Source organism: Flavobacterium sp. 245 (assembly GCF_004362055.1).
Lineage (GTDB): Bacteria > Bacteroidota > Bacteroidia > Flavobacteriales > Flavobacteriaceae > Flavobacterium.
In genome coordinates this window covers 479,407-504,729 of the sequence record NZ_SNXB01000002.1, presented here as the reverse complement: position 1 = coordinate 504,729, position 25,323 = coordinate 479,407, and the positions used below count along the sequence as shown (strand labels likewise).

Here is a 25,323-nt window from a genome sequence, read left to right as displayed (position 1 = left end):
CAAAAGTCAATTAGTCTAAAAAATATGACTACAGAAAATAAAGAAGAAAAAGATAGCGGTTGTCCAGCGGAAGGACTTCTAAAATTATTATCAGGAAAATGGAAACCTCAGATTTTTTTATTAGCTGTCGATGGACCAATACGTTTTAACGGACTTTTAAGGGAAATTAAAGGCTCAAATAAACAATCAATAGCAGTAGCATTGCGCGAACTCGAAGAATTTGGACTTTTAAATAAAGAGGTCATCAAATTAAAACCGCTTCATATTGAATATAATTTATCAGAAAGAGGAAAATCATTGATTCCGGTTTTTAGACAATTGGAATCTTTTTTTGAAAAATAAGGCCTTGATTTCACGCTAAAACTAGCCTTTGTAACTTTGAACCGTTGCATCTTTGATCCTTAAAAAGAATCATTAAATTTTCATTAACAAAAAGTAAGTTTTCATTAGTTTATATTTGTAAGAGACAAATTAAATTTAAAGAACTGTTTTTTATGAAAGCAAAGACTTTTTTAAGCCTCTTTTTATTAGTCGTTTTATCGACAGTTTCTTATGGTCAGAATGTAAAACTCATTACTGTCGATCAGCTTCAAGAACGAATTAAAAACGGAAAAGATAGCACTTATGTTGTTAATTTCTGGGCGACTTGGTGCGCACCCTGCGTAAAAGAACTTCCTCATTTTGAAAAACTTCAATCCGAATATAAATCAGACAAATTAGCGGTTTTATTGGTAAGTGTCGATTTTAAATCCAAATTAAATTCGGCTGTAATTCCATTCGTCAAGCGAAAAAGCCTGAAAAATCAAGTGTTTTTATTAAACGAAAGCAGTCCACAGGAATATATTGATCGAATCGATCCTTCATGGTCAGGAAGTATTCCTGCAACTATTTTCATTAAAGACGATAAACGAAAATTTGTTGAGACAGAACTTACATACGAACAACTATTAACTGAATATAAAAAACTATAAATTATGAAAAAGATTATCACTTTATTAGTATTGGTATTTACAGCCTGGTTATCGCAGGCACAAACAACAACGCTGAAAGCGGGAGATCCGGCACCAGATTTTAAACTTAAAAATGTTGACAATAAAGAAGTTTCTTTTGCAAGCTACCCAAAAGCAAAAGGTTTTATTATTGTTTTCACCTGCAATACATGCCCGTATGCAGTGGCGTATGAACAGCGCATTATAGATTTAGATAAAAAATTCAGACCTCAGGGATATCCGGTAATTGCAATCAATCCAAATGATCCTGAAGCTTCAAAAGCAGATGCTTTTAATAAAATGCAGGATTTAGCAAAAGATAAAAGTTATCCTTTCCCATATTTATTTGATGCAGGACAGTTAGTTACAGATCAATATGGAGCGAAACACACGCCACATATTTTTATTGTATCTAAAACTCCAAAAGGAAATGTTATTGAATATGTGGGAGCAATCGATAATGATCCAGAAGGAACAAAAGCTGAAAAAACAAAATATGCCGAGGATGCCATTGCAGCTTTGCAAAGCAATAAAAAGCCAGCAGTAACACAAACTAAAGAAATTGGCTGTACAGTAAAAAGAAAAGCGAAAGCTTAATTTTTGAATATTAATTTGTGAAAAGGGCTGTCTCATTTTGAGACAGCTTTTTTTTTTGATAAAAAATTAAAAGCCTTATTCTGCTATAAAAAAAGCGTCGTAGTTTTTTGTTTTTATGTTTGTAGGTATATGTTTACTAAATAAATCTTTTTAGTGTTTTTATTTACTAATTAAACTCAATCCGCTTTATGGCACATTTTTCAGAGCAAGTACATATAACTATCGGCAGTTTTACCCAAAATATTATCTATTATGATTTGAAGCTGTCGCAGAAAATGGCAGATCATCATTATTTTTCATTTGTCTGGCAATATACCGGCAAGGCAGTCATAAAACCGGCAGATCAGGCTAAAGCCATAAGAGATTATATTGGCAATGAAGTTATTTTTACTTTCAAAAGCCTGACGGGAATAAAACTGATGAGCAAAGGCATTATAACCGAATTGGCTTCGGTGGATCAAAACGGGAGCGCCGTCGGCCTTCACGTAAGCGGCACAAGCCACAGCATTGTATTGGATGATATGCCAAAATCGAGAACGTATCTTGAAAGAGGAATGGATGACATTGTTCTGGATATTTTGTCCGAAGGCCCGACGGAGTTCTATCAGCGAGATGCCATCAGGTCGACCTATATGAAGGAGTTTAATTATATGGCTCAGTATAATGAAACGAGTTTCAATTTTTTGAAGAGGCTGGCACAGCGCTACGGGCAGTGGTTTTATTTTGACGGAATGCGCATGCAGTTCGGGCAGATTAAAACTTCAAAAGTAAAACTCATCAACGGAGCTTCTCTGCATAGTTTTAAGATTCAGGCCAATATGAGTGCACATAAAATCTCGCTGGCAGGTTATGACTATAACAAAGCTTCCAGCATCAAGAATTCCTCACTGCGAACTTCTGCCGGAAGCAAGGACAGTTTCGCATCGAATATAGCATTCAATCAGGGAACCGTTGCCCAGCCTGATCTGAACATCGGGGCCTACACCAACAATGCGCAGAACAAGGACGAAATAGAAGAAATGGTCACGCTGCAGACCGCAGGAAGCAATGCAAACAGCGTGTACTATAGCGGAATATCTTATTTTCCTTTAGGACTCGGACAAGTTTTTACAATTATCAACGAGACTACCGAGCATCATCTTATCTGTATAGAAGCTATACACCATTCTGAGGTACATGGCAATTATGCCTGCGAATTCAAAGCCATCCCAGACGATGTCTCGGCTCCTCATTATACCGATACAAAAGTTTTTGCAAAAGCAGAAACCCAGCCCGCAAGAATAAAAGACAACAACGATCCCGAAGGAATTGGGCGTGTAAGAGTTGAATTTTATTGGGGAAATGGAAGCAAGTCAAGCCAGTGGATCAGAATGATCCAGCCGCATACCGGAGGTGGAAAAGGATTTTATTTTATCCCAGAAATTGATGAAGAAGTACTGGTTGGTTTTGAAGGTGGGAATGCACAGTGTCCTTATGTAATGGGTGCGCATTATAACGGGCAGGCAAAAAGCACCTATGCTAATGAAAAAAATGATCTAAAAGTATTGCAGACCAGAAGTGGGAACAGAATTATTTCAGATGATGCAACAGGAGATATCACAATAGAAAGTCAAAAAGGGCAAACAATTGCAGTTGTTCATGGGGACGGGAACATTAGGTTTAAAGCACCAAAAAATATTGAATTAGAAGCTGGAGAAGACATTATTATGAATGCAGGAAGAGATGTAAAAGTAGATGCCAAAGAAAATATTGAAATCGAAGCAGGGAATAATATTTCTCAGGAAGCAGAGAATGATATTTTTATTAGTGCGAATGGAAATATTATGGAAAAAGGTAATGAAAAAATAGAAATTATTGAAGAAAAGGTAACGATAAACTCTGCAGAGCACATTGAAATGGCTGAAAAGATAAATATGAATGCTACAAATGGTGATATGATATTGAAAGCTTCAAAAACCATTCATGCAAATAGTGGTGAAAATAGCAATTTTAATTAATAAATATGGCAATTAAAAAGCAAGCCAAAAATTATAACCTAAAAGTAAATGCAAGACATGTTATAATGGCAAGAAAAATAGAAAAAACAGCAGAAATAATTAAGTTGGTTGCGACATGTGGAAATATAGAATTATGTAGTATAAATAAAATCATTAAAAATGGGAACATCAATTAGTCTTGGCAATTACGAGCCGGAAATAATATCAGAACCTTGGGAAGAATATCAATTTAGAGAATTATCTAGAGCGTATTATACACAGAGTGTAAATATGGTTTTTAAAAGTGGTGATATTAATTTAGTGCACTGTATTACAGCGCTAACTTCATTAGAGTTAAATAAATGTTTTACAGATTCGGCAAAAAATATCAACATAGATCAAGTTCCCAGAAAATGTTATTTAAGCGCTTTAACTATTTATATGGATAATAAAGGCAAAATAGTGAAAGGAGAAAAAGTGCTGACAGAATTTAAACTGATTTATGATTACTCCGAAAAGAGACATCTTCTTGATACTTCATATAAAATAAGAAAAGAAAAAGAAGCTTCTATAGATGTAAAAGAATTGCATAGGGATATTTTAGAAAATAAAACCGTGACCTTTAGAAGTGGGAAAATTTATGTCTTAAAAAAATTTCATGAATATATTAAACAGGCATCACTGTGCAACCGCAGAACCGATGTTAATTATACGAACCTAAAGGTTGCAGAAAACCGTGATGAACTAAATAAAACATTAAGCTTGTTAGGAATAACAACATCGGCAGTTGGTTTTATACCAGGTAAAGCACCAGTAATTGCAGACACGGCAATGAAAATTTTAGGAATGGCTTTGAGTGCAGAGCCAAGATTCAGTCTTGCAGAATATACTTATCCTATAAAAGGACCAGTTTATTTAGATAAAACAACTGAATTAAGAGAATATAAAAGAGAAAATTTCAATGGTTATATTTCTTCTCAAAAATTAGATGGAAAACCTAAAAATGTGGAGCGAGATGTATTAAAAGAATTAGAAGAATTTGGTTTAATATTAAAACAGAAGTAAAATGAGAATTATAATTATATTATTTATAATAACATTAATATCCTGTGGAAAAAGAGATATAATTAACCACTATTTGCCAGATCCAATAACACAGCAAGAATTATTAGATAATGGTTTTTATAGATATTCTTATGTTGATACTGTCAATAAAGAAGATTTATATAAATATACTTCTGATTATACTTATGCTTATACCCATACGCGTATTGACTCGATTGGTAGTGGAGACGGAATTTATGATTCCATAAAATTACTAATAAGACGTGATATATATTCGAATGTAAAACCAGAAAAAAATGAAAAAGGACAAATATACCCAACCCAATTTAGTAATTTTTACGGCATGGATACAATCAAAAGAGAAGCAAACACGAGATATTTAAAAGTTGTCTTAAAGAACAGAATCATAACCTACTTATTTATAAACGATTCTCTTGAATATAAAAGCATAATAGTTGAAGATTTTGACAAAAAAGATAAAGAAATAACCGATTTTACGACCAAGAGAAAAATCATTCGATATTACGACAGCCTAAAGATTCCCATCAAGTCGTTGTTGGTGAAAGATATAAGTACCAAAGATCATCCCACAGTGTTTTTGATAGGGAATCTTAAAACAACGATACGATATAGTGATAAAAAACATCCCTTTTACGAAAGTTCTATAAACTATATTGATAATGACAGTTATACAATTTATACTATTATAGGCTCATATTATTCTGGTTTGAAATGGCATCCAGTAAAATAAAATTATATGGTTAGATGAAAAGGATAAATTATCTGTTCACGCAGATTTTCTTCGTAACAAATCCGCGCTATCGGAATAAAAGTAACAACAAAGTGAGAAAAATAACATCCCTAATATTAATAATAGTATTATTTATTTCTTGCAATAAAAAAAATAAAATTAATCATTATCTAAATAAAGTTGTAACACAAAAAGAACTCTTAGATAATGGGTTTTATAAATATTCATTTGTCTATATTCCTAATGAAGAAGATAAAATTGATGTTTATTTTAAATCAGTCACTAAGTTTGAGATGTATTCAAATGTGAAACCTGAAAAAAATGAAGGAGGTCAATTATGTCCAATTCAATTATGGCACTTTTATATAGAAGATTCAATTAAAGAGAAAAAAAACAGAGATTATCTAAAAAACAAATTGAATAATAGGATTATAACTTATTTTTTTAGAAATGACACCCTGCTATACAAAGATATAATTGTAGACCCTATTGATGAATCACAAAAAGATATAGCAGATTTTACAAGCAGAGATAAAATTATTAAATACTATAATGGAGTTAAAACTTCAATTAAATCTCAAATTAAAAATAAGAAAACAGGAGAAATGTATTCTAATCGATTTCTAATAAACAATTATAACACTCGATTTTATATGGATAATCATTCTTATGAAATGTTTGTAGATTACAAAGAAGATAATTTTCATGATGTTTTAGATCGCTTATATGGAGGTACTTACTGCAACTAAAAGCTATTTTATCAAATTGATGTGTCGACGAGTTATATAATAATGTTATCAAAAATAAAACAAAAAACTAATATTTCAGATCCTTTTATAGCTGATGTTTTTAGGCAACTCACCCAATATAGTCAAGCTGTTATGCTTTATCGCAACCAAGCAATAAAAGAAAAAAAGCCTGCGGCACAATATTTAAATGAATCACAGCAAATAAGCTATCTCAATTATATAAAACCCGATGATTTAAAAAAACTGCGAAACAGATACTTGCACTGGTCTGTAAAAGCAGACAAATTTGGTCTGGAACCCAGATTTGATGAAGTTTTGCCAATTGAAAAACGTAAAAGACAAATACACAATGGATAAAATAAACCATTTTTTAGTTTTAATATTAATAATAACATTAAATGCCAGCTGCCAAATGAGAAATAAATATGAATGGGATAGTTACACCTGTCAGCCTTCGCAACAACATAAAGATAATGAAAATATTTTTAGAGTAGAATTTGTACGAGGAAATATCCTCACCCTCGAAGGAGAACCCGCTAGCTTGCCTTTTGGCGGATCGTCAGGACGTTGGGGAGATTCCGGGAAAAGCTGGACATCACAGCACGGCACACCTATTGGAGCCGATGTCATTTATTATGCGGGCTATGAAGATAAATTTTATCATCTGAAAGTCCAATTTCCGATTGAAGAAATGAAAAAAGCCATGGATACTACTTATAGATATGATGATGATAGTTATGAAAAATTTACAGGCCTGATCTTTGGTTTTGCGCCTCAAGGGATGGTTGTGGTCTGGAAAGAATATATGTTTTTCAGGATTGAACTTGGTCGCTTTCAGGCTCAGGTTATTGCCAACGACAAAGAACTGGAGAAACAGCTTTTTAGGGACTGGTCTATGAACAGGAAAGAAGTGGCTGAAAGGGATTATTTACCCGATGCCTCCTGTGCCAAATGGGATATGTATAGAAAACGTTACAATTTCAGGGTAAAAATGGAAAACGAAAACCCGGCTTTACGTTTGTTTCGTTACTGTTTTACAAATTATAATGGCGAAAAAGACATCGTTTTCATGCCACACCGTCCTACTACAAATTACGATAATCGTGCTTTGCCACAAATTCTGGAACTCGATTGGGAAACTGCCGCCGGAGAAAGTTTTAGAGGTAATATTTTCCTAAATGAAAAAATAATATTCGAAAAATTCAAGAATTTTAAAACAGAAGATAAGCAGGAATTTGAGATTAAAATAAGTAAAGACAATAGAATATTGGAATTGTATTTAAATAACGAACCTATTGAAGTTGACAGTGTGCGTATTTACGAAGGTTCAGTTAGTTATAAAGATTCATATCATCTTAAATGAATCCGTTAGCGCGGATTTGCAATCCTTGCCCGCAACAGTAAGACATTATACTAATAATTAAAACAAAAGCTACAAAGAAATATATAGCTTTTATTCTATACTGCATCGCGCAGGCCAATCTTTATGGGCACAGATTGCAAATAATCTGCGCTAACAGTAGCGTAAAACGTTTTAAAATGAACAAATAACCCGCTGGTTAACCGTTATTGAAGGAAGCCTAAATACCTTTAGAATAAATAGTCATTAGAGAGACACGTGCACTGATTAACAAACATTACATTTTTACAAAATCGACATGTATTAATTAAAAAGATTTATTTTAAAAAAGCATTTAATTTTAAAAAAAAATATATTGAAAGTATTTCTAACCTTGTTTCTTCTCATTAGTATTGCATTCTCTTTGCAGTTTTACCTTGATAATACGGAAGAGAGTTACTAACGACAGCGTGGTTGTAAGGCTGACAAACACTAAAAATTCATTAAATATTTTATCTTCTTATATGGATATTTATCCAGTTGAAATTGGAAATAACTTTGGAAGGAATTAAATAAATTCGATAGTTTATAAAAATGAAAACGCCTCAATTATTGAGGCGTTTTTTCATTTTTATAAACTTTTCAGTTTCTTCATAAAAACAGGAAAAACTTCATTTAACTCATCAAATAAAGGATTTTTGCGGTGTTTTAGTTTTATTTCGCTGAATAATTTTAATCCGAGTGCAAACTGAGTTGCTTCAGACGGATCATCAAATAAGTTTTTTTCTTTCATTTTTTGAATGATGCCAAAAATTTCATCGTGATTAGAAAATTCAATTCCGAGTTCTTTTGCAGGTTCAGTTTCTCCGTTTGCGTATTCTTTTAGACTTAATGTCAGATAATATTTGTTTGATCTTTTTTCCATGATAATAAATAATCTATTTTTATTTTAACCATTTGTCAACGATGGTTTTAAATGGTTCTTTGTATTGTTCTCCCACAGTTATTTCGGTTTTGCCGATAAAAACAGAATGCTTGCTGATAGCGCTTATTTTATCAAGTGACACAATAAACGAACGATGAATTCGCATAAACTTTGCTGAAGGCAGTTTTTCTTCTAAAGCTTTTAATGAAATTAAAGAAAGAACCGTTTTTTGCGAATCGTCCAGATGAACTTTTACATAATCTTTCAAACTTTCGATATATAAAATATCTTTCAGCGAAATTCGGACCCAATTATATTCGACTTTCAGAAAAATAAATTCATCATCGGCGGTAATGGGCTGAAAGTTATTTGAAGATTCTTCGGTTATTTGTAAAATTTTATTGGCAGCGCGCAGAAATTCTTCATAGCTGAAAGGCTTTAAAAGGTAATCTACAGCATTTACTTTGTAACCTTCAATGGCATAGTGATTATAGGCGGTGGTAAATACTATTTTAGGCATTAATCCCGGAGTATCTTGTAAAAGTCTGGCCAGTTCCATTCCCGTAAGATTGGGCATATTGATGTCGAGAAAGACAATATCGGGCTGTTTTTCTCTAATTAATCCCATCGCTTCGACAGCATTATCACAGCTTGCGGTTAATTCCAGAAAAGGCGTCTGCTCAATAAAAGTTTCCACAAGTTTTAGTGCTAGTGGCTCATCGTCAACTGCTATACATTTTAATATCATCATTATTCTAAATTTAGCTGCAGTTTTACATTATATTTTCCATTTGAAGCAACGCCGGCTTTTAATGTATGTTTGTTTGGATAAATCAAATGAAGTCGGCGTTTCGTATTGGTCAAGCCAATTCCACCTTCATCTGAAGTTCCAGATTTTTCGAAATAAGTATTTTCTACTTCAAAATCAAGATTGCTTCCATTTTGGCGCAGCTTAATATAAATTTCGCTTTTGTCTGTAGCGTGAATTCCGTGTTTAAATGCATTTTCGACAAGAGGAAGTAATAACATTGGAACAATCGGATAATCAGGCAATTTTTCAGGAATATCAGTAGTAATCGTGAGTTTGCTGTTCGCCCGAAGTTTCATCAGCGCTATAAAATCCTTCATAAATTCAGCTTCTTTAAGCAAAGTCGTTGTTTCTTCGGTGCTGTAAAGCAGGTAGCGCATCATTCGGCTTAAAGTATGAAGCGCATTTCTGGAATCTTCAATATCAGTATAAGTAAGCGAGTAAATGCTGTTTAGCGAATTGAAAAAAAAGTGCGGATTAATTTGTGCCTTCAGCATTGCTAATTCGGCCATGGTTTTATCCTGTTCCAATTTTTGTTTGTGTTGTGCCGCTTTTTGCCAATGTTGTAGCATCGCCCAGCTGGTACTGATTCCCAAAACCAATAAAGTAAGCATGAAAACGTAATTGTCGAAATAAGGATTTCTGTATTTTTTGAAACCCAGAACTAAACTGACTTTTGTATGTACGTCGGTTTGTAGATTATAAAAATAAGCTATGAATTGCAAAGCAAAGATGACAAGAAAAATCCACAGCAAAAATGGCGATGTATTGTCTTTAATAATGGTTTTTGGAACTATGATTTTGGCATTAGAATAAAAAATGACAATTAGAAGAAACAAGACAATTATCTGCCAAAGCCAAAATACCCCAGGAAGAACTACATTCCAAGTTAAAGGAATGTAAAACAGCATTATAAAACCTAATAATAACCAGCCGAGAATATGCAGTCCGGCAAATAAATAGGGTCTGTAAATGTTTGAAGCCATTATAAGTTATGATTTTTTAAAGACAATATTACATTTTATTTGAATACGATCTGGAACCAATCGCCCAAAATAACGTTACAGCCATCAGAAACCATTTTTTAACCGACGAGCATACAAATTAAACGCTTGTTTAATTCTGAAAAAAAACCGTCGGGTGTCAGGCTGTCTCTATCGATTGTGCTTCGCTGTTCGTCTATTCTAAAAATTTTGCGTGTTCTATTTTAGTTCTTTTGCTTATTAATAAATAGATAATTACACATTTTCACAATGAATAAGCAATCATTTTTAAGCATTTTCGCAGCCTCAGTTATTATCGTCTCTTGCGGTAATAAAAATGATAAATCGGCTCAGGCCGGAGCTGCGCCACAGGTTAAAGAGTATAAAACCCTGACGCTGCAACCAGAGTCTGCAACATTATACAGCGATTATCCTGCCAGTATTCAAGGACAGCAAAATATTGAAATACGTCCTAGAGTTGAAGGTTATATTGATAAGATTTTTGTAGATGAAGGCGCTGTAGTAAAAGCAGGACAGCCATTGTTTAAAATTAGCGCGCCAGAATATGAACAGCAGGTTCGCACTGCAAGTGCCAGCATAAAAAGTGCTCAGGCAGAAGTAAGCGCAGCAAAACTGGCAGTTAATAAAGTGAGACCGTTAGTTGAAAAAGGAATTATCAGTAAATACGATTTAGAATCAGCACAATACACTTATGAATCGGCTATGGCAACGCTGGCGCAGGCGAATGCAGCTTTAGTCAATGCTAAAACAAATTTAGGTTATACAACTGTAACAAGTCCGGTGAATGGAGTTGTCGGTTCAATTCCGTTTCGTTTGGGAAGTTTAGTAAGCTCAAATACTGCTGATGCTTTGACTACAGTTTCGAGCATCGGAAATGTGTATGCTTATTTTGCGATAAATGAAAAAAAGCTTTTAGATTTTACAGAAAGCAAAACGCCAGGTACAACATTGGCACAAAAAATCCAAAATATGCCTGCGGTTTCATTAGTGCTGTCTGACGGGACACCTTATTCTGAAAAAGGCCGAGTTGAAACCGTAAATGGTTTAATTAATACCGAAACGGGTTCGGTTACTTTTAGAGCACGTTTTGCAAATCCAAAAAGCATTATTAGAAGTGGAAGCAGTACCACTGTTAGAATTCCAAATGAAGTAAAAGAAGCCTTGATTATTCCGCAAAGCGCAACTTATGAGCTTCAGGACAAAATATTTGCGGTTACTGTTGGAAAAGATGGTAAAACAAAAAGTGCCAATATTACCATTTTAGATAACAGTGCAGGAAATTATTATGTGGTAACCAGCGGTTTGCAGACTGGAGATCAAATTGTTCTTGAAGGAGTGGCAACACTGAAAGACGGAACAGAAATTAAGAGCCAAAATCAATCTTCAGATAAAGTTTACGCCGATTTAAAATAAAAACAAATGTTTAAAAAATTTATACAACGACCTGTACTCTCAACAGTAATATCTGTTATTATTGTTATTTTGGGTGTTTTAGGATTGATTGAGTTGCCTATTTCTCAATATCCGGATATCGCACCGCCAACAGTAAATGTTTCGGCTAGTTATACAGGTGCCAATGCCGATGTGGTACTGAAAAGTATCGTAATTCCATTGGAAGAGCAGATTAATGGTGTAGAAAACATGACTTACATGACTTCTACAGCCACAAATGACGGAAATGCTTCTATCAAAATTTTCTTTAAAGTAGGTACAAATCCAGATTTAGCTGCGGTAAACGTGCAAAACAGGGTTTCAAGAGCTACAAGTTTATTGCCTGTAGAGGTAACTCAGGCAGGAGTGACGGTAACTAAAAGCCAGAGCAGTAACTTGCTGATTTTCTCTTTATATAGTGATGATAAAGCATACGATCAGACGTTTCTTCAAAATTATGCGAAGATCAATCTTGTGCCACAAATTCAACGTGTAGTTGGAGTAGGAGATGTAACCGTTTTTGGTGCAAAAGATTACTCGATGAGAATCTGGCTTAAACCAGATGTAATGCAGCAATATAAATTGATTCCGAGTGATATTTCAGCCGCTTTGGCAGAGCAGAATATCGAGGCAGCGCCAGGTAAATTTGGTGAAAACGGAAATCAGGCATTTCAATATGTAATTAAATATAAAGGACGTTTAACAAGTGCTCAGGAGTTTGAAAATATCATTATAAAATCTGTTGGGAATGGACAAATGCTTCGTTTGAAAGACATTGCCAAAGTAGAGTTAGGATCTTTAAGTTATTCATCAACTATCAAAACAAACGGTGTAGAATCGGCAGCAATGGCAATCAGCCAGACTCCTGGCTCAAATGCACGTGATGTAATTATCAATTCTAAAAAGTTAATTGAAGAAGCCGCAAAGAGTTTTCCAAAAGGAATGAAATATACCATCATGGTAGATGTCAACGAAAATTTGGATGCTTCTATTGAGAAAGTAATTCACACTTTGATTGAAGCTTTTATATTAGTTTTCATTGTAGTTTTTATTTTCCTTCAAGATTTTAGATCGACTTTAATTCCGGCGATTGCGGTTCCGGTTGCGATTGTAGGAACGTTTTTCTTCCTAAATTTATTCGGATTTACGATCAACTTATTGACGCTTTTTGCGATGGTTCTCGCCATTGGTATTGTCGTTGATGATGCGATTGTGGTCGTCGAGGCCGTTCACGCCAAACTCGATCACGGATATAAATCGGCTAAAAAGGCGACCATTCACGCTATGGACGAAATTTCCGGAGCGATTATTTCGATTACTTTAGTAATGGCAGCAGTATTTATTCCAGTTACTTTTATTACAGGATCAACTGGAGTTTTCTACAAACAATTTGGTATTACGCTTGCTGTAGCGATTATTCTTTCTGCTGTAAATGCCTTGACGCTAAGTCCAGCTTTATGTGCACTTTTATTGAAACCGCATGCAGACGATCATAAACATAAAAGTTATTTGCAGCGTTTTTACACTTCATTTAACGTTGCATTTGATAATGTAACCGAAAGATACAAGCGTTCTGTAAGTTTTCTTTCTGTAAAAAAATGGATTGTATTGGCTTCGATTTTAATAGCAGGTTTGTCTTTATTTTATATGATGAAAACCACGCCATCTGCTTTCGTTCCTTCTGAAGATCAGGGAACTGTTTTTGCTAATATTAGTTTACCGCCGTCCGCTTCTATGGAGCGTTCTGATGTAATTGCTAAAAGAGTAGACAGTATCGCGAAGACAATTCCGGGAGTAAAAAATACACTTCGAATTGTCGGGCAGAACTTTACAGCCGGAGCAGGTAGTGCCTACAGTATGGTTATTGTGAAATTGAAACCATGGGATGAACGTGACCTTAGTGTTGATGACGTAATTGGACAGCTTTTTGCAAAAACGAGTGGCATTCGCGAAGCTAATATTTTCTTTATTTCACCGCCAACTATTCAAGGTTTTGGACAAAGTGGTGGATTTGAATTCCAATTGCAAGACAAAGGTGGACATACTACTGCCGAATTCTATAAAGTCAATAATGAGTTTTTGGCGAAATTAGCAGAACGTCCAGAAATTCAATATGCCACAACACCATTTAATCCTGGATTTCCGCAGTATATGATGGATATTAATTTGGCAAAAGCCAAAGATGCCGGAGTTTCTGTAAATACGATTTTATCAACTATGCAAGGATATTATGGTGGATTGTATGCTTCGAATTTCAATAAATTCGGGAAACAATATCGTGTTATGATTCAAGCTTCTCCAGAATTCCGTACCAATACTGAAGGATTGAATAAAATTTTTGTCCGTAATAATGCCGGAACTATGGCGCCAATTACAGAGTTTGTAAATATGACAAGAGTTTTTGGTCCCGAATCGATTTCAAGATTTAACTTGTTTACCTCTATTTCGATTACTGGAGCACCAAAACCGGGCTACAGTTCAGGCGATGCTATTAAAGCCATTCAGGAAGTTGCAGCCGAAAATCTTCCAGCAGGTTACGGATATGAATTTTCAGGTTTAACGCGTGAAGAATTAGCTTCTGGAAGTGAAACAATATTCATATTTATTCTGTGTCTGGTATTTGTTTACTTCTTGTTAAGTGCGCAGTACGAGAGTTATATTCTCCCTTTTGCGGTGTTATTTTCAATTCCGTTTGGATTGGCGGGAGCTTATTTGTTCTCGATTATTTTCAAATTGAATAGTAATATTTATCTGCAGATTTCTTTAATCATGTTAATCGGACTTCTAGCGAAGAACGGTATTTTGATTGTCGAATTTGCTTTAGACAGAAGACGAAAAGGACTGCCAATTGTTCAAGCAGCAATTGAAGGAGCCGTAGCGCGTCTGCGACCAATTTTGATGACATCATTCGCTTTTATTCTCGGACTTGTTCCGTTGATGTTTGCGTCGGGAGCCGGAGCAGTAGGGAACAGATCGATTGGTACAGGAGCTGTTGGCGGCATGCTGATTGGAACCATTTTAGGAGTTTTTGTGATTCCGGTTTTGTTTATCATTTTTCAGACATTACAGGAAAGAGTTAGCGGTCCGGCAAAGGAAAGTTATGATGATGACGATGAAGAAGATGATCATTTATTAGAAGCTCATAAAGCATAAAATTTAATTCAAAAGAAATGACAAATAGTTCAAATAAATATATTTTGATGGTAATGACAGCCGTACTTTTGAGTGCGTGCTCTGTTACCAAAAAGTACGAACGCCCCACAACGCTGTCGACAGATAAATTGTACCGAGATCAGGCTTCCGCCGATTCGACTACTATTGCTAATATGCCTTGGCAGACCGTTTTTAAAGATGAAAAACTGAACGCCTTAATCCAAAAAGGACTTGATCAAAATCTGAATCTTAAAAATGCAATTGAAAACATTGTTCAAGCAAATGCTTCATTGCGTCAAAGCAAATTAGCATATTATCCAACTTTAAGCCTGGATGCAAATGCAACACGCACTAAACAATCTGAGGCTGGACTTAATTTTCCGGCAGGAATTAATATCAACACGTTAACAACAACTTATAAATTAGGTTTAAGTACAAGTTGGGAAGCTGATATTTGGGGAAAATTAAGTAGTTCTAAAAGAGCTGCGCTAGCAACTTATCTGGCTTCAGATGCTGCAAAACAGGCCGTTCAGACACAGTTGATTTCAGATATTGCAAACAATTATTTTTTATTGCTTGCTTATGATAAGCAATTGCAAATTACGCAGGAAACGCTAGAAAGCCGTATTAAAAATGTTGCAACAATAAAGGAATTAAAAGAAGGAGCAATTGTGACTGGCGCAGCCGTAGTACAGAGCGAAGCCAATCAGCATGCAGCCGAAGTTTTGATTCCTGATTTAAAACAAAGAATTCGCGAAACCGAAAATGTTATTAATATTTTATTAGGACAGGCTCCTGGACCAATCGAAAGAGGAACATTAGATTCGCAGATTATTCCTGAAAATCTTGCTTTAGGTTTGCCTTCTCAATTATTGGAAAATCGTCCCGATGTCCGTCAAGCGGAATTTAATTTCAGAGTCGCTTTTGAGTCGACAAATTTGGCTAAAACTTATTTTTATCCAAGTTTAACACTTACAGCAAGTGGCGGGTTTTCGAATTTGCAATTAACAGACTTTTTTACCAATTCTGTTTTTTATTCGATTATTGGCGGATTAACGCAACCAATATTCAATAAAGGACTCAACAAAATGCGATTGACAACCGCTCAGTCACAGCAATTACAGGCTTACAATAATTTTCAGCAAAGTTTATTAACAGCAGGGCAGGAAGTTTCAAATGCTTTGTATGCGTATCAAATGGCAACCGAAAAAGAAGATTCAAGAACCAAACAAATCGAAGCTTTAGTAAAAGCTGTAGATTATACACAACAGCTTTTAGAATACAGCTCGGCTACAAATTATACAGATGTATTAACTTCTGAGCAAAATTTACTGGCTGCGCAATTAAGCGGTATCAATGATAATTTGCAAAAACTGCAGGCTGTTGTTGACTTGTACCGAGCTTTAGGTGGCGGTTGGAAATAAAATTCACAAAAAAACATCTCAAATTCTGAGATGTTTTTTTGCAATGTATATCGGTTGAGAAGTACTTTTCGTCGATTAGTTTGGTGTTTTTGTATAATGAATGCTATTAAATAGAAATTTGGCATTACTTTCGATTAGTATCTATCGTAATTAATAATTAAAATTTAAAAAAGATGAAAAAGTTAGTATTCGCCTTAATGCTTTTTACAAGTGTTTTTGCTCAGGCACAGGTTTCAGTTAATGTAAATATTGGAACACCGCCAAATTGGGGACCGGTTGGTTATGATAGCAGCAGATATTATTATTTGCCAGATATTGATGTTTATTATGATGTAAATCAAAGTGTATTTATTTCTGATAATAACGGAAAATGGGTACGCGCAAAAAGGCTTCCGGAAAGATACAGACAATATGATCTTTACTCAGGTTATAAAGTAGTTTTGAATGATTACAGAGGAGACGCTCCTTATACGTATCATAAGAAACACAGAGCAGAATATCCAAAAGGATATAAAGGCAAACCACAGAAAAACAGAGGCGAAAAACCTCAAAAAAACAATCCTTCAAATGGAAAACATAAGTCTGAAAATAAAGGAAACGATAAGCATTCAGATAAAAACCACGATCACCATTAAGCAAATTTAAACATGACAAAGAAAAACGTCCCGAATTTCGGGACGTTTTTTTTTAGCCTCACTTTATTATATCCTATTAAGTTATAAATAAACCTTTTTTAGTTCAACTATTTTTTGGTTACGTTTCTATTTTTATGGAAACGATTTCGTTTGATATTTCTTTTGGAAATATTAAACATTAACCAATCACCAAAAATTTATGGCACATTTCTCAGACCAAGTCCACATTACTATCGGAGGTTTTACCCAAAACATTATTTATTATGATTTGAAGCTGTCGCAGAAAATGGCAGATCATCATTATTTTTCGTTTGTCTGGAAATATAACGCAAAAGCAGTCATACCTCCCGCAGAACAGGACAAGGCAATGAAAAGCTACAATGGAAATGAAGTTATTTTTACTTTCAAAAGTCTTACAGGAATCAAACTGATGAGCAAAGGCATCATAACCGGACTGACTTCGATAGACAGGAACGGAAGCCCGGTCGGACTTCACGTGAGCGGTACAAGCCACAGCATTGTTATTGACGGCATGCCAAAATCGAGAACCTATTTGGAAAGAGGAATGGATGATATTGTGCTGGATCTTTTGTATGAAGGCCCTACTGAATTTTACCAGAGAGATGCTATCAGGTCGACCTATATGAAAGAATTCAGTTATATGGCACAATATAACGAATCCAATTTCAATTTTCTCAAAAGGCTGGCGCTGCGTTACGGTCAGTGGTTCTATTTTGACGGAATGCGCATGCAGTTTGGGCAAATCAAAAACACAAAAATAAAACTCATCAACGGGGCATCACTCCATGACTTTACCATACAAGCGAATATGAGTGCGCATAAAATTTCGCTGGGCGGTTATGATTATCATAATGCAGCCAACATCCGAAATTCATCAGCCAGAACCACATCAGGAAGCAAAGACGGTTTAGCATCAAATATTGGATTCAATCAAGGAACCGTTGCCCAGCCTGGTTTGATTGTTGGAGCCTATACCAACAATGCACAAAGCAAAGACGAACTTGAAGAAATGGTCAGACTGCAGACTGCAGCAAGTGATGCCAACAGTGTATATTACAGCGGAATCTCTTATTTTCCGTTAGGACTGGGACAAATGTTTACCATCATAGACGAAAATACAGAACGCCATCTGATTTGTATAGAAGCCACACACCACTCAGAAGTACACGGAAACTATACCTGCAAATTCAAAGCAATTCCAGACGATGTCTCGGCTCCGCATTATACAGATACAAAAGTTTTTGCCAGAGCAGAAACCCAGCCGGCAAAAATAAAAGACAACAATGATCCTGAAGGACTCGGACGCGTGAGAGTGGAATTCTTTTGGGCATCAGGAAACAAATCTAGCCAGTGGATCAGAATGATTCAACCTCATACCGGAGTCGGAAAAGGATTTTATTTTATTCCTGAAATTGATGAGGAGGTACTAGTAGGTTTTGAAGGCGGAAATGCCCAGTGCCCTTATGTTATGGGAGCGCATTATAATGGGCAGGAGTTGTCAGGTTATAATACTCCAAAAAATGACATTAAGGCGATAAGAACCCGAAGTGGATGCAAAATCATTATCAACGATGCCGATGGTTCTATTCTGACGGAAGACAAAGCCGGAAGTAAAGTTTTTCAGGACGGACAGGGAAATATTTAGGCCAGTGCACCGAAGAATTTTACGATAAATGCAGGTGAAAACATCAATATAAACGCTGGGCAGAATATGAATACAAATGTTGGTCTGAATAAAACAGATACTGTTGGAGGAGATTATACCGAGACCATAACTGGCTCGAAATACCTTACTATTGGAATTAATTTTATTCTCAATGTTACCAGCAATATGTTTGAATGGATAAAAGGAAACAAAGAAACTGAAAGTAAGGATATTAAAGAAATGGCTCAAGAAGTTCTTTTAAATAGTACCGAAAAAAGTATAAGTCTTCGAGCATCTAAAGATGTAAACAGTCATAGTGGTGAAAATTCAAGAAATTACTAAATTATGAGTATAACAAGAATAGTTGGCGGAAAACTCACTAAAACTGCCAAAGGAAATATCGATATTCACGCAACAAATGGCAACGTTCATCTTGCAGCCAATACACATAATAATTGGCATGGAGAACAAGAAGGGATAAAATATCATGACTATGATCCTCCGCATCCTGAAGACAAGATGAGTAATAGACTTGAACTAACACTAAATATTTTTTTTGACGGTACAGCAAACAACAGAAACAATACTGAAGCCAGAGAAAAAAGCATGCCTGCCTATCAAGAAAACTCAAATAAAAAAGATGACAGTTACGAGAATGATTACACCAACGTTGCAAGGGGTTATGATGCAATATCAACAGAAAAGTCTACACAAAAATCAGTTTATGTTGAAGGGGTTGGCACAACCGATTTAAAATCAGATGATAAGTTGCCAAAAGGTCTTGCACAGACGGGAATTTTTTGGCATACAGGGATCAAAGACAAGGTAAAACGAGGTTGTGAGTTGGGAGGTATAGAAGTTTCTAAAGCATCAAAAGGAAAACCTATTGATCTGCTTACGATTAATGTCTTTGGTTTTAGTCGAGGGGCAGCAACAGCGAGGCATTTTTTAAGTGTTACTGACAGTTCTCCTTATACTGTAAAAGTTTCTCCTAATGGCTATTTCTGGTTTCCTGGAGATATGAAGCAGCAAAAATATCCGAAGAATGAAGACAAAACCAAACCTGCTTACCCTGACAGTTTTGAAATTAAATATGGCTATTTTGGCAGATGTTTAGTTAATAATGGAGTATTCGAAATAAAAGAGGTCTTTTTCAATTTTGTTGGTTTGTATGATACTGTTTCGTCTCATGGTTTTAATCATAATAACGATGTGAAGGATTTGGGACTAGATGCAGTAAAAAAAGCCAGAATGGTTTTGCAACTTTCCTCAGCCGATGAATACAGAGAGAATTTCGATTTAACCAATATTTCCAGTTGCGGACACAGAGGTCTGGAACTAAAGTTGCCTGGTGTACATTCAGATATTGGAGGTTCTTATAGACAAGGTGATAAAGAACGTTCAGTTGTATTTAAGGAACGCTTTTTTTTAGGAACCCGCGATAAGAATTTTAAGTTTATTCCTAATACACCAAAATGTGATGCTTTTAAGAAAATATTATTAGGTGAAGGCTGGTATGATGATAATCAGCTAGTTATAGAATATGATTACGGTAAAAGTGAAGCCTATTTGGTAGGAACGCGTATTTTAGAAAACACCTATGATAAAGTAGCGCTGAACAAAATGATTATGGTTTCGAAACAGAAGCAATTTGGAGTCATTTACGATGAAACAATTGAAAAGCAAAAAACAAATATTTCAGATCCATTTATTACAAAGGTATTTGAACAGATCACAAACTATAGCAAGGCTGTTATGAAACACAGAAATGAAGCCATTACAGAACAGAAACCCTTAGCGCAATATTTAAAAGAATCAGAACAAATAAGTTATCTCGATTATATAAAACAAGATGATTTAAAAAAATTACGTCACAAATACCTGCATTGGTCTGTAAAGGCAGACGAATTTGGGCTGGAGCCGAGATTTGATGATGTTCTGCCTGTAGAAAAACGCAAAAGAGAAATACAAAATGGATAAACTAAACAAGGTTTTAATTTTTTTTATCATTACACTAAACGCAAGCTGTCAAATGAGAAATAAATACGAATGGCAAAGTTACACATGCCAGCCCAGGCAACAACATAAAAGCAATGAAAATATTTACAGAGTAGAATTTGTAAGAGGTGATATCCTTATACTTGAGGGAGAGTCTGCCAGCCTGCCCTTTGGCGGATCATCAGGACGCTGGGGAGAGTCTGGAAAAAGCTGGACTTCGCAGCATGGCACGCCTGTAGGAGCCGATGTAATTTATTATGCGGGTTATGAGGATAAATTTTACCATTTAAAAGCTCAATTTCCTATAGAGGAAATGAAAAAAGCATTGGATACCACTTATAAATACAACGATTATCGAAATGAAAAATTTACAGGGCTTATATTTGGTTTTGCCCCTCAGGGTATGGTTGTAGTCTGGAAAGAATATATGTTTTTTAGGATTGAACTTGGCAGTTATAAGGCAGAAGTTATAAAGGATGACAAGAAACTGGAGGAACAGCTTTTTAGAAACTGGTCTATGAACCGTAAAGAAGTAGCAGAAAGGGATTTTTTGCCAAATGCTTCCTGTGCAAAATGGGATATGTACCGCCAGCGCTACACCTTTAGGATAAAAATGGAGAACGAAAATCCAGCTTTGCGTTTGTTTCAATATTGTTTTACCAATTACAATGGTGAACAGGATATTATTTTTATGCCCTCACTACCAGCGACTACATATGATAATCGTGCTTTGCCACAAATTTTGGAATTAGATTGGGAAACCAGTCCCAACGAACGTTTTAGGGGCAATATTTTTCTAAATGAAAAAGTGATATTTGAAAAGTTCAAAAATTTTAAAACAGAGGATAAGCAGGAATTTGAAGTCAAAATCAGCAAAGATAATCAAGAACTTAAACTGTTTTTAAATCATGAACCTGTAGAAGTTGATAGTGTTCGTATCTATAAAGGTTCTGTAATGTATGAAGGTTCTTATTAGTTCTTAAGTGACGGTTTTATAATCAAAACGCAAAAGAGAAATACACAATGGATAAAATAACAAAAACAATCCCCCTGTCTTATCCTAAAATACGTTTTAACATTGAACTATTCCTATTCTAAGTATCATAAAGAAAAATGTCCCGAATTTCGGGACGTTTTTTGATTTTAATGCATTCCTGTTTTAAAATTTTAAGTAGAAAAAGTCAGTCCTTTAGCTTTAAAATTGATAAACAAAACCTGACGAGCACTGCTTATTGTTTCTTCGGTACGGTAAATGCTGCACCAGAATTTAATCAGCAGTTTATATTTTCCGTCTGAAATTGCGGTGTAGAATATTTGAGGCGCTTTTTCCAGATTAATTAACGGCATATTTTCAAGAGTCTGCATTACAATTTCGTTTATAGCTTCTGGAGTTGTTTCTCCACTAATTTCGATCGAAATTTCGACAAGCTTAAAGTTGTCGGTATAAGTCCAGTTTGTGATGTTTTGAGACAATAAATTTCCGTTCGGAATAATGATTTCGGCTCCATTTGGCGCATTGATTTTTGTAGTTCTTAAACCCATTGATTTCACTCGGCCGGATTCTGAACTAATTTCGATAACATCTCCAATCTGAATTGGTTTATCAAAAATTAAAATGACACCAGATACAAAATTATTTACCACATTTTGAAGCCCAAGTCCAACACCAACTCCAAGTGCGCCTAAAAGAATACTCAATTTATCCAATGGCATTCCTGAAGCCGCGACGGCTAAAAGATAACCGGCAATCAAAACAAGAAGTCGGGTAATTAATAGTTTAGAATGTTGTCTTTTGTTGACGTTTTCCTCGTTTTCATCATCTATTTCACCAAAAAAGTAAGCTACATACTTTTGAAGAAGATGCGCAATCCAGATAATTATAAAAAACAAAACAATATTTCCTAAAGTAAAAGTAATGCTTCCTATAGTGTTTGGATGACTTAGTAAATTCCCTAAAGAAGTACGAAGCGATTCCCAAATGTTTAGATTAGAAGCAATCACCACAAGCCACATATAACTGATTACTAATATAAAAGGCTTTTTTAAGGTATCGGATAAACTTTCATAATCAAAAATCTTTTCTATACCGCGCTTAATTCTTGTTGTATAGATTTGAAGCAGAATGATTTCAAGAATAATCTTCAATAAAACACTCAATGCGATAATCTGCGTAAGCGAAATAAAAGCAGTAATCGTCAGCATATTTGAAAGCGAAACTCTTCCAAAAAGATTGTAAAGTATCGATAAACCATTAAAACCAATAAAAAGGATACTTGCCCATTTAAAAAATCCTTTGATATACAATTGATTCTTAATGCTTTTTATCTGTACTAAACCATAGCGTATTCCCAGGATATTAATTACAATGAATGCAGCGCGTTGTATAAAACCTACTTCTATAAATAAATCGAGAAAACAAAGTGTAAAGAAGAGCCCCATAAGCAGCATCCAATTTTTCATGGACTGTGCTGCCCATTTATTTTTAAATAGTATAGTAAGAATTCCGAGTAGAATAAGCTGAAGTATTTCTAAAAATAGGGCAGGAGCATACAAATTACTAACGACGGCAATATTAAGTCCAATAACAAGAACTGGAATCAGAACACCTCGATTTAAGTAATTAAAATTGAAATAACTAAGGTTTTCATTGTATCCGTTTTCTTTTAAGTATTTTAAATTACGGGAAATGTACCAAAACAAAATTCCCATAAAGAACAGCAATGTAAATAAGCCGTCGGCACGGTAACTTAGATAATAAGATGCAACGCTTTTTTCTATAATTATTTTCGCTCTTATATTTTGTGATACTGCTTTTTTAGGCACAGAATCGTTTGTGCTCCATAAAAACGGATATTCTTTTCTAAGAATACTAATTCCGGATTGTTCCAGTTTATCTTCAACTGCAATTAAGGCATTCGATACCGCAATTTTTCTTTCAACAGTCAGTCTTTTTTTGTTGTTTAAAATGCCTTGATTTTTAGACATCAAACTGTCTGTTGCCAGATATCTTTTTTTTAGGTTGGCAAACTCTTTCTTGAATTGTTTACGACGAACTGTATCTTTTATGAGTTCCATAAAAGTTTTGTCTTTGCGTAAATCGACAAACCTGTTTTTGATTTTTTCAAGATTGGCATTTCGGGAATTGATGGCCGTATTTTGGTCTTCCAGTTCCTGCTGAATCTCTTTCAATACAATACGATACATCTGCTGATTTCGCACATTAGGATTTGCGCCTTTCAGACTCGTTAAAATAAGATCAAGTTTGCTTTGCGTTCTTTTGATTTCGCCAAATATATGACGCGTTTCCCCATCAAAATCGGTGTCGTTGTAGGCTGATTCCATAACTTCACCAGCTTTTTCAATTGCCATCAGGTAATCGCTGTCGGTTGTGGTTTTTTCAAATAATTTTGAGCGGTTTTCTTTTTTTTGCGGCGCCGTTTGCGAGTAGGCAATTGGTACAAAAAACAAGATTGCAAATAAGGCGAATACGTACAGGTAACTTCTTTTTATAATCATATTTTAAGAATGAAATTTGGGTTCTCAAATTTAGATTTTTTTAGCTATTTCTGGTGTGTAATTAACGAAATATTATAGGAAATATAATGTAGAATTTTCAAAAGGATATAAAGGAAAATACCTAATATTTTTGAAGTGTTTTTTGCAAAAAGGTTTTAATCTCGCAAAGTCGCAGAGGCGCAAAGTTTTATAAAATATGGACGATTAATGACAAATAGTACAATTAGTTTTTTATAAAGCGATTAAAAGTTCGCCTTAAAGTGTTTAATATTGAAGTTTTTAGATTTAATTACTTTTCCTTTATCCGTAATCATTAAACAAGAATATTCGGAGTGTTTTTCGAGTAAAATTAAACCTTCTTTTTGGCCTAAAACCATCAATGAAGTGCTTAGGCCGTTTGCAGTTTCGGCATTTGGACCAAAGACTGTTACACTGCACAAACCCGTTGCTGGATAACCCGTTGCTGGATTTATAATATGTGAATAACGCTTGCCGTTAAAAACAACAAATTTTTCATAACTGCCCGATGTAGTAACTGCTTGCTGTTCAAGCGGTACGACAGCTAAAAGTTTTTCAGGATTAAATGGGTTTGTAATACCAATTTTCCAAGACATTCCGTTTGGCTGTTTTCCCCAAGTACTCATGTCTCCGGAACCGTTTATAATTCCTGCATTGATGCCTTTTGCAATCATCATGGCACGGCATTTATCGGTAGCATAGCCTTCGCCCAAAGCGCCAAATCCAATTTTCATTCCTTTTAATTTCAGAAAAATTGTAGATTGTACGCTGTCAAGAATAATGCTTTTATAACCTACTTTCTCCACTGATTTTTTTATGGCTTCCGCCGAAGGCATTTCGGTCATTGAGCCGTCGAATTTCCAGATTCTGTCCATTGCAGCAAAACTAATATCAAATCCGCCTTTAGTTATTTCAGATAGTTTTATGGCTCTTTTGGCAAGTTCAAAAACTTCTCGATCGACTTTTATAGGTTTGATTCCTGCATTTTGATTTACTTGAGAAACTTGTGAATCAGGTTTCCAATCTGATATTAAGTTTTCGATTCTTGTAATTTCGGCAATTACTTCGTTTATACTTTGTTCTGCTTCAAGAGAATCTTTGGCAACAATGGTAATATCAAATCGTCCGCCCATCAGCAATGTTGTTCTTTTTCGTAAGACTTGTGCATTGGCCGAAAAGCTGAAAATCAGTATAAAAAGAAGCAAAATTCTTCTACAATATGATTTCTGAATTGACATAAAATTTGTTTTTATTGTTCTCAAAAATAGTTCAAAACTAT

At 34.9% G+C, this 25,323-nt stretch carries 23 protein-coding genes; 18 read left to right on the top strand and 5 right to left on the bottom strand.

Translation table 11 applies throughout. The features are described from left to right. Window positions 1-24 precede the first annotated feature (24 nt). The 10 genes from EV145_RS05460 (at window position 25) to EV145_RS05420 (ending at window position 7,490) form a co-directional block, all read left to right on the top strand. Window positions 25-342 (top strand): winged helix-turn-helix transcriptional regulator, encoded by a 318-nt coding sequence (locus EV145_RS05460; protein WP_133524207.1) that lies wholly within the window; start codon window positions 25-27, stop codon window positions 340-342. Between the two features lie 152 nt (window positions 343-494). Continuing rightward, window positions 495-971: a TlpA disulfide reductase family protein gene (locus EV145_RS05455; protein ID WP_133524206.1), complete on the top strand. Its 477-nt coding sequence runs from the start codon at window positions 495-497 to the stop codon at window positions 969-971. 3 nt (window positions 972-974) lie between these two features. Next, complete coding sequence (locus tag EV145_RS05450) at window positions 975-1,586, top strand: thioredoxin family protein (protein ID WP_133524205.1); 612 nt, start codon at window positions 975-977, stop codon at window positions 1,584-1,586. Window positions 1,587-1,774: 188 nt separating this feature from the next. Further along, a complete protein-coding gene (locus tag EV145_RS05445) occupies window positions 1,775-3,583 on the top strand; it encodes a type VI secretion system Vgr family protein (RefSeq protein ID WP_133524204.1) in 1,809 nt (602 codons plus the stop codon). A 5-nt stretch (window positions 3,584-3,588) separates the two neighbouring features. Next, window positions 3,589-3,759, top strand: a complete 171-nt coding sequence (locus tag EV145_RS22355; protein ID WP_166638412.1) for a hypothetical protein — start codon at window positions 3,589-3,591, stop codon at window positions 3,757-3,759. Further along, window positions 3,743-4,627, top strand: coding sequence for a hypothetical protein (locus tag EV145_RS05440; protein ID WP_133524203.1), 885 nt, complete (start codon window positions 3,743-3,745; stop codon window positions 4,625-4,627). The genes EV145_RS22355 and EV145_RS05440 overlap by 17 nt, the downstream gene beginning before the upstream one ends. Window position 4,628: 1 nt before the next feature. Next, complete coding sequence (locus EV145_RS05435) at window positions 4,629-5,378, top strand: hypothetical protein (RefSeq protein WP_133524202.1); 750 nt, start codon at window positions 4,629-4,631, stop codon at window positions 5,376-5,378. A 92-nt stretch (window positions 5,379-5,470) separates the two neighbouring features. After that, window positions 5,471-6,127 (top strand): hypothetical protein, encoded by a 657-nt coding sequence (locus tag EV145_RS05430; RefSeq protein ID WP_133524201.1) that lies wholly within the window; start codon window positions 5,471-5,473, stop codon window positions 6,125-6,127. A gap of 42 nt (window positions 6,128-6,169) precedes the next feature. Then, window positions 6,170-6,484: a hypothetical protein gene (locus EV145_RS05425; protein WP_133524200.1), complete on the top strand. Its 315-nt coding sequence runs from the start codon at window positions 6,170-6,172 to the stop codon at window positions 6,482-6,484. Window positions 6,485-6,539: 55 nt separating this feature from the next. Next, a complete protein-coding gene (locus tag EV145_RS05420; protein WP_243739206.1) occupies window positions 6,540-7,490 on the top strand; it encodes a DUF2931 family protein in 951 nt (316 codons plus the stop codon). A gap of 607 nt (window positions 7,491-8,097) precedes the next feature. Here EV145_RS05420 and EV145_RS05415 read toward each other — a convergent pair. The 3 genes from EV145_RS05415 to EV145_RS05405 are packed head-to-tail and all read right to left on the bottom strand — an operon-like array spanning window position 8,098 to window position 10,185. After that, window positions 8,098-8,391: a DUF3861 domain-containing protein gene (locus EV145_RS05415; protein WP_133524198.1), complete on the bottom strand. Its 294-nt coding sequence runs from the start codon at window positions 8,389-8,391 to the stop codon at window positions 8,098-8,100. A 19-nt stretch (window positions 8,392-8,410) separates the two neighbouring features. Then, window positions 8,411-9,142, bottom strand: a complete 732-nt coding sequence (locus tag EV145_RS05410; protein ID WP_133524197.1) for a LytR/AlgR family response regulator transcription factor — start codon at window positions 9,140-9,142, stop codon at window positions 8,411-8,413. Further along, entirely contained in the window at window positions 9,142-10,185 is a 1,044-nt protein-coding gene (locus EV145_RS05405; protein WP_133524196.1) for a sensor histidine kinase, read from the bottom strand. Before EV145_RS05405 ends, EV145_RS05410 begins: the two co-directional genes overlap by 1 nt. A gap of 267 nt (window positions 10,186-10,452) precedes the next feature. Between EV145_RS05405 and EV145_RS05400 the strand changes: the two genes are divergently transcribed. The 8 genes from EV145_RS05400 to EV145_RS05370 all read left to right on the top strand — a co-directional run bounded on the left by EV145_RS05400 (window position 10,453) and on the right by EV145_RS05370 (window position 21,486). After that, window positions 10,453-11,616 carry an efflux RND transporter periplasmic adaptor subunit gene (locus tag EV145_RS05400; protein ID WP_133524195.1) on the top strand — a complete coding sequence of 388 codons (1,164 nt, stop codon included), beginning with the start codon at window positions 10,453-10,455 and terminating at the stop codon, window positions 11,614-11,616. 6 nt (window positions 11,617-11,622) lie between these two features. Further along, a complete protein-coding gene (locus EV145_RS05395; protein ID WP_133524194.1) occupies window positions 11,623-14,787 on the top strand; it encodes an efflux RND transporter permease subunit in 3,165 nt (1,054 codons plus the stop codon). Window positions 14,788-14,804: 17 nt separating this feature from the next. Then, window positions 14,805-16,211 (top strand): efflux transporter outer membrane subunit, encoded by a 1,407-nt coding sequence (locus EV145_RS05390; protein ID WP_133524193.1) that lies wholly within the window; start codon window positions 14,805-14,807, stop codon window positions 16,209-16,211. Between the two features lie 173 nt (window positions 16,212-16,384). Then, window positions 16,385-16,846, top strand: coding sequence for a hypothetical protein (locus EV145_RS05385; RefSeq protein WP_133524192.1), 462 nt, complete (start codon window positions 16,385-16,387; stop codon window positions 16,844-16,846). Between the two features lie 199 nt (window positions 16,847-17,045). Next, window positions 17,046-18,512, top strand: coding sequence for a type VI secretion system Vgr family protein (locus EV145_RS05380; protein WP_243739205.1), 1,467 nt, complete (start codon window positions 17,046-17,048; stop codon window positions 18,510-18,512). Window positions 18,513-18,578: 66 nt separating this feature from the next. Further along, window positions 18,579-18,854 carry a hypothetical protein gene (locus EV145_RS22570; protein WP_243739204.1) on the top strand — a complete coding sequence of 92 codons (276 nt, stop codon included), beginning with the start codon at window positions 18,579-18,581 and terminating at the stop codon, window positions 18,852-18,854. Between the two features lie 3 nt (window positions 18,855-18,857). After that, window positions 18,858-20,492, top strand: a complete 1,635-nt coding sequence (locus EV145_RS05375; protein ID WP_133524191.1) for a T6SS phospholipase effector Tle1-like catalytic domain-containing protein — start codon at window positions 18,858-18,860, stop codon at window positions 20,490-20,492. 52 nt (window positions 20,493-20,544) lie between these two features. Further along, window positions 20,545-21,486, top strand: coding sequence for a DUF2931 family protein (locus EV145_RS05370; protein WP_243739203.1), 942 nt, complete (start codon window positions 20,545-20,547; stop codon window positions 21,484-21,486). A gap of 191 nt (window positions 21,487-21,677) precedes the next feature. Here the strand turns inward: EV145_RS05370 and EV145_RS05365 are convergent, their stop codons facing one another. Continuing rightward, a complete protein-coding gene (locus tag EV145_RS05365) occupies window positions 21,678-24,026 on the bottom strand; it encodes a mechanosensitive ion channel family protein (RefSeq protein ID WP_133524189.1) in 2,349 nt (782 codons plus the stop codon). Window positions 24,027-24,268: 242 nt separating this feature from the next. Continuing rightward, window positions 24,269-25,282: an FAD:protein FMN transferase gene (locus EV145_RS05360; RefSeq protein WP_133524188.1), complete on the bottom strand. Its 1,014-nt coding sequence runs from the start codon at window positions 25,280-25,282 to the stop codon at window positions 24,269-24,271. Window positions 25,283-25,323 lie beyond the last annotated feature (41 nt).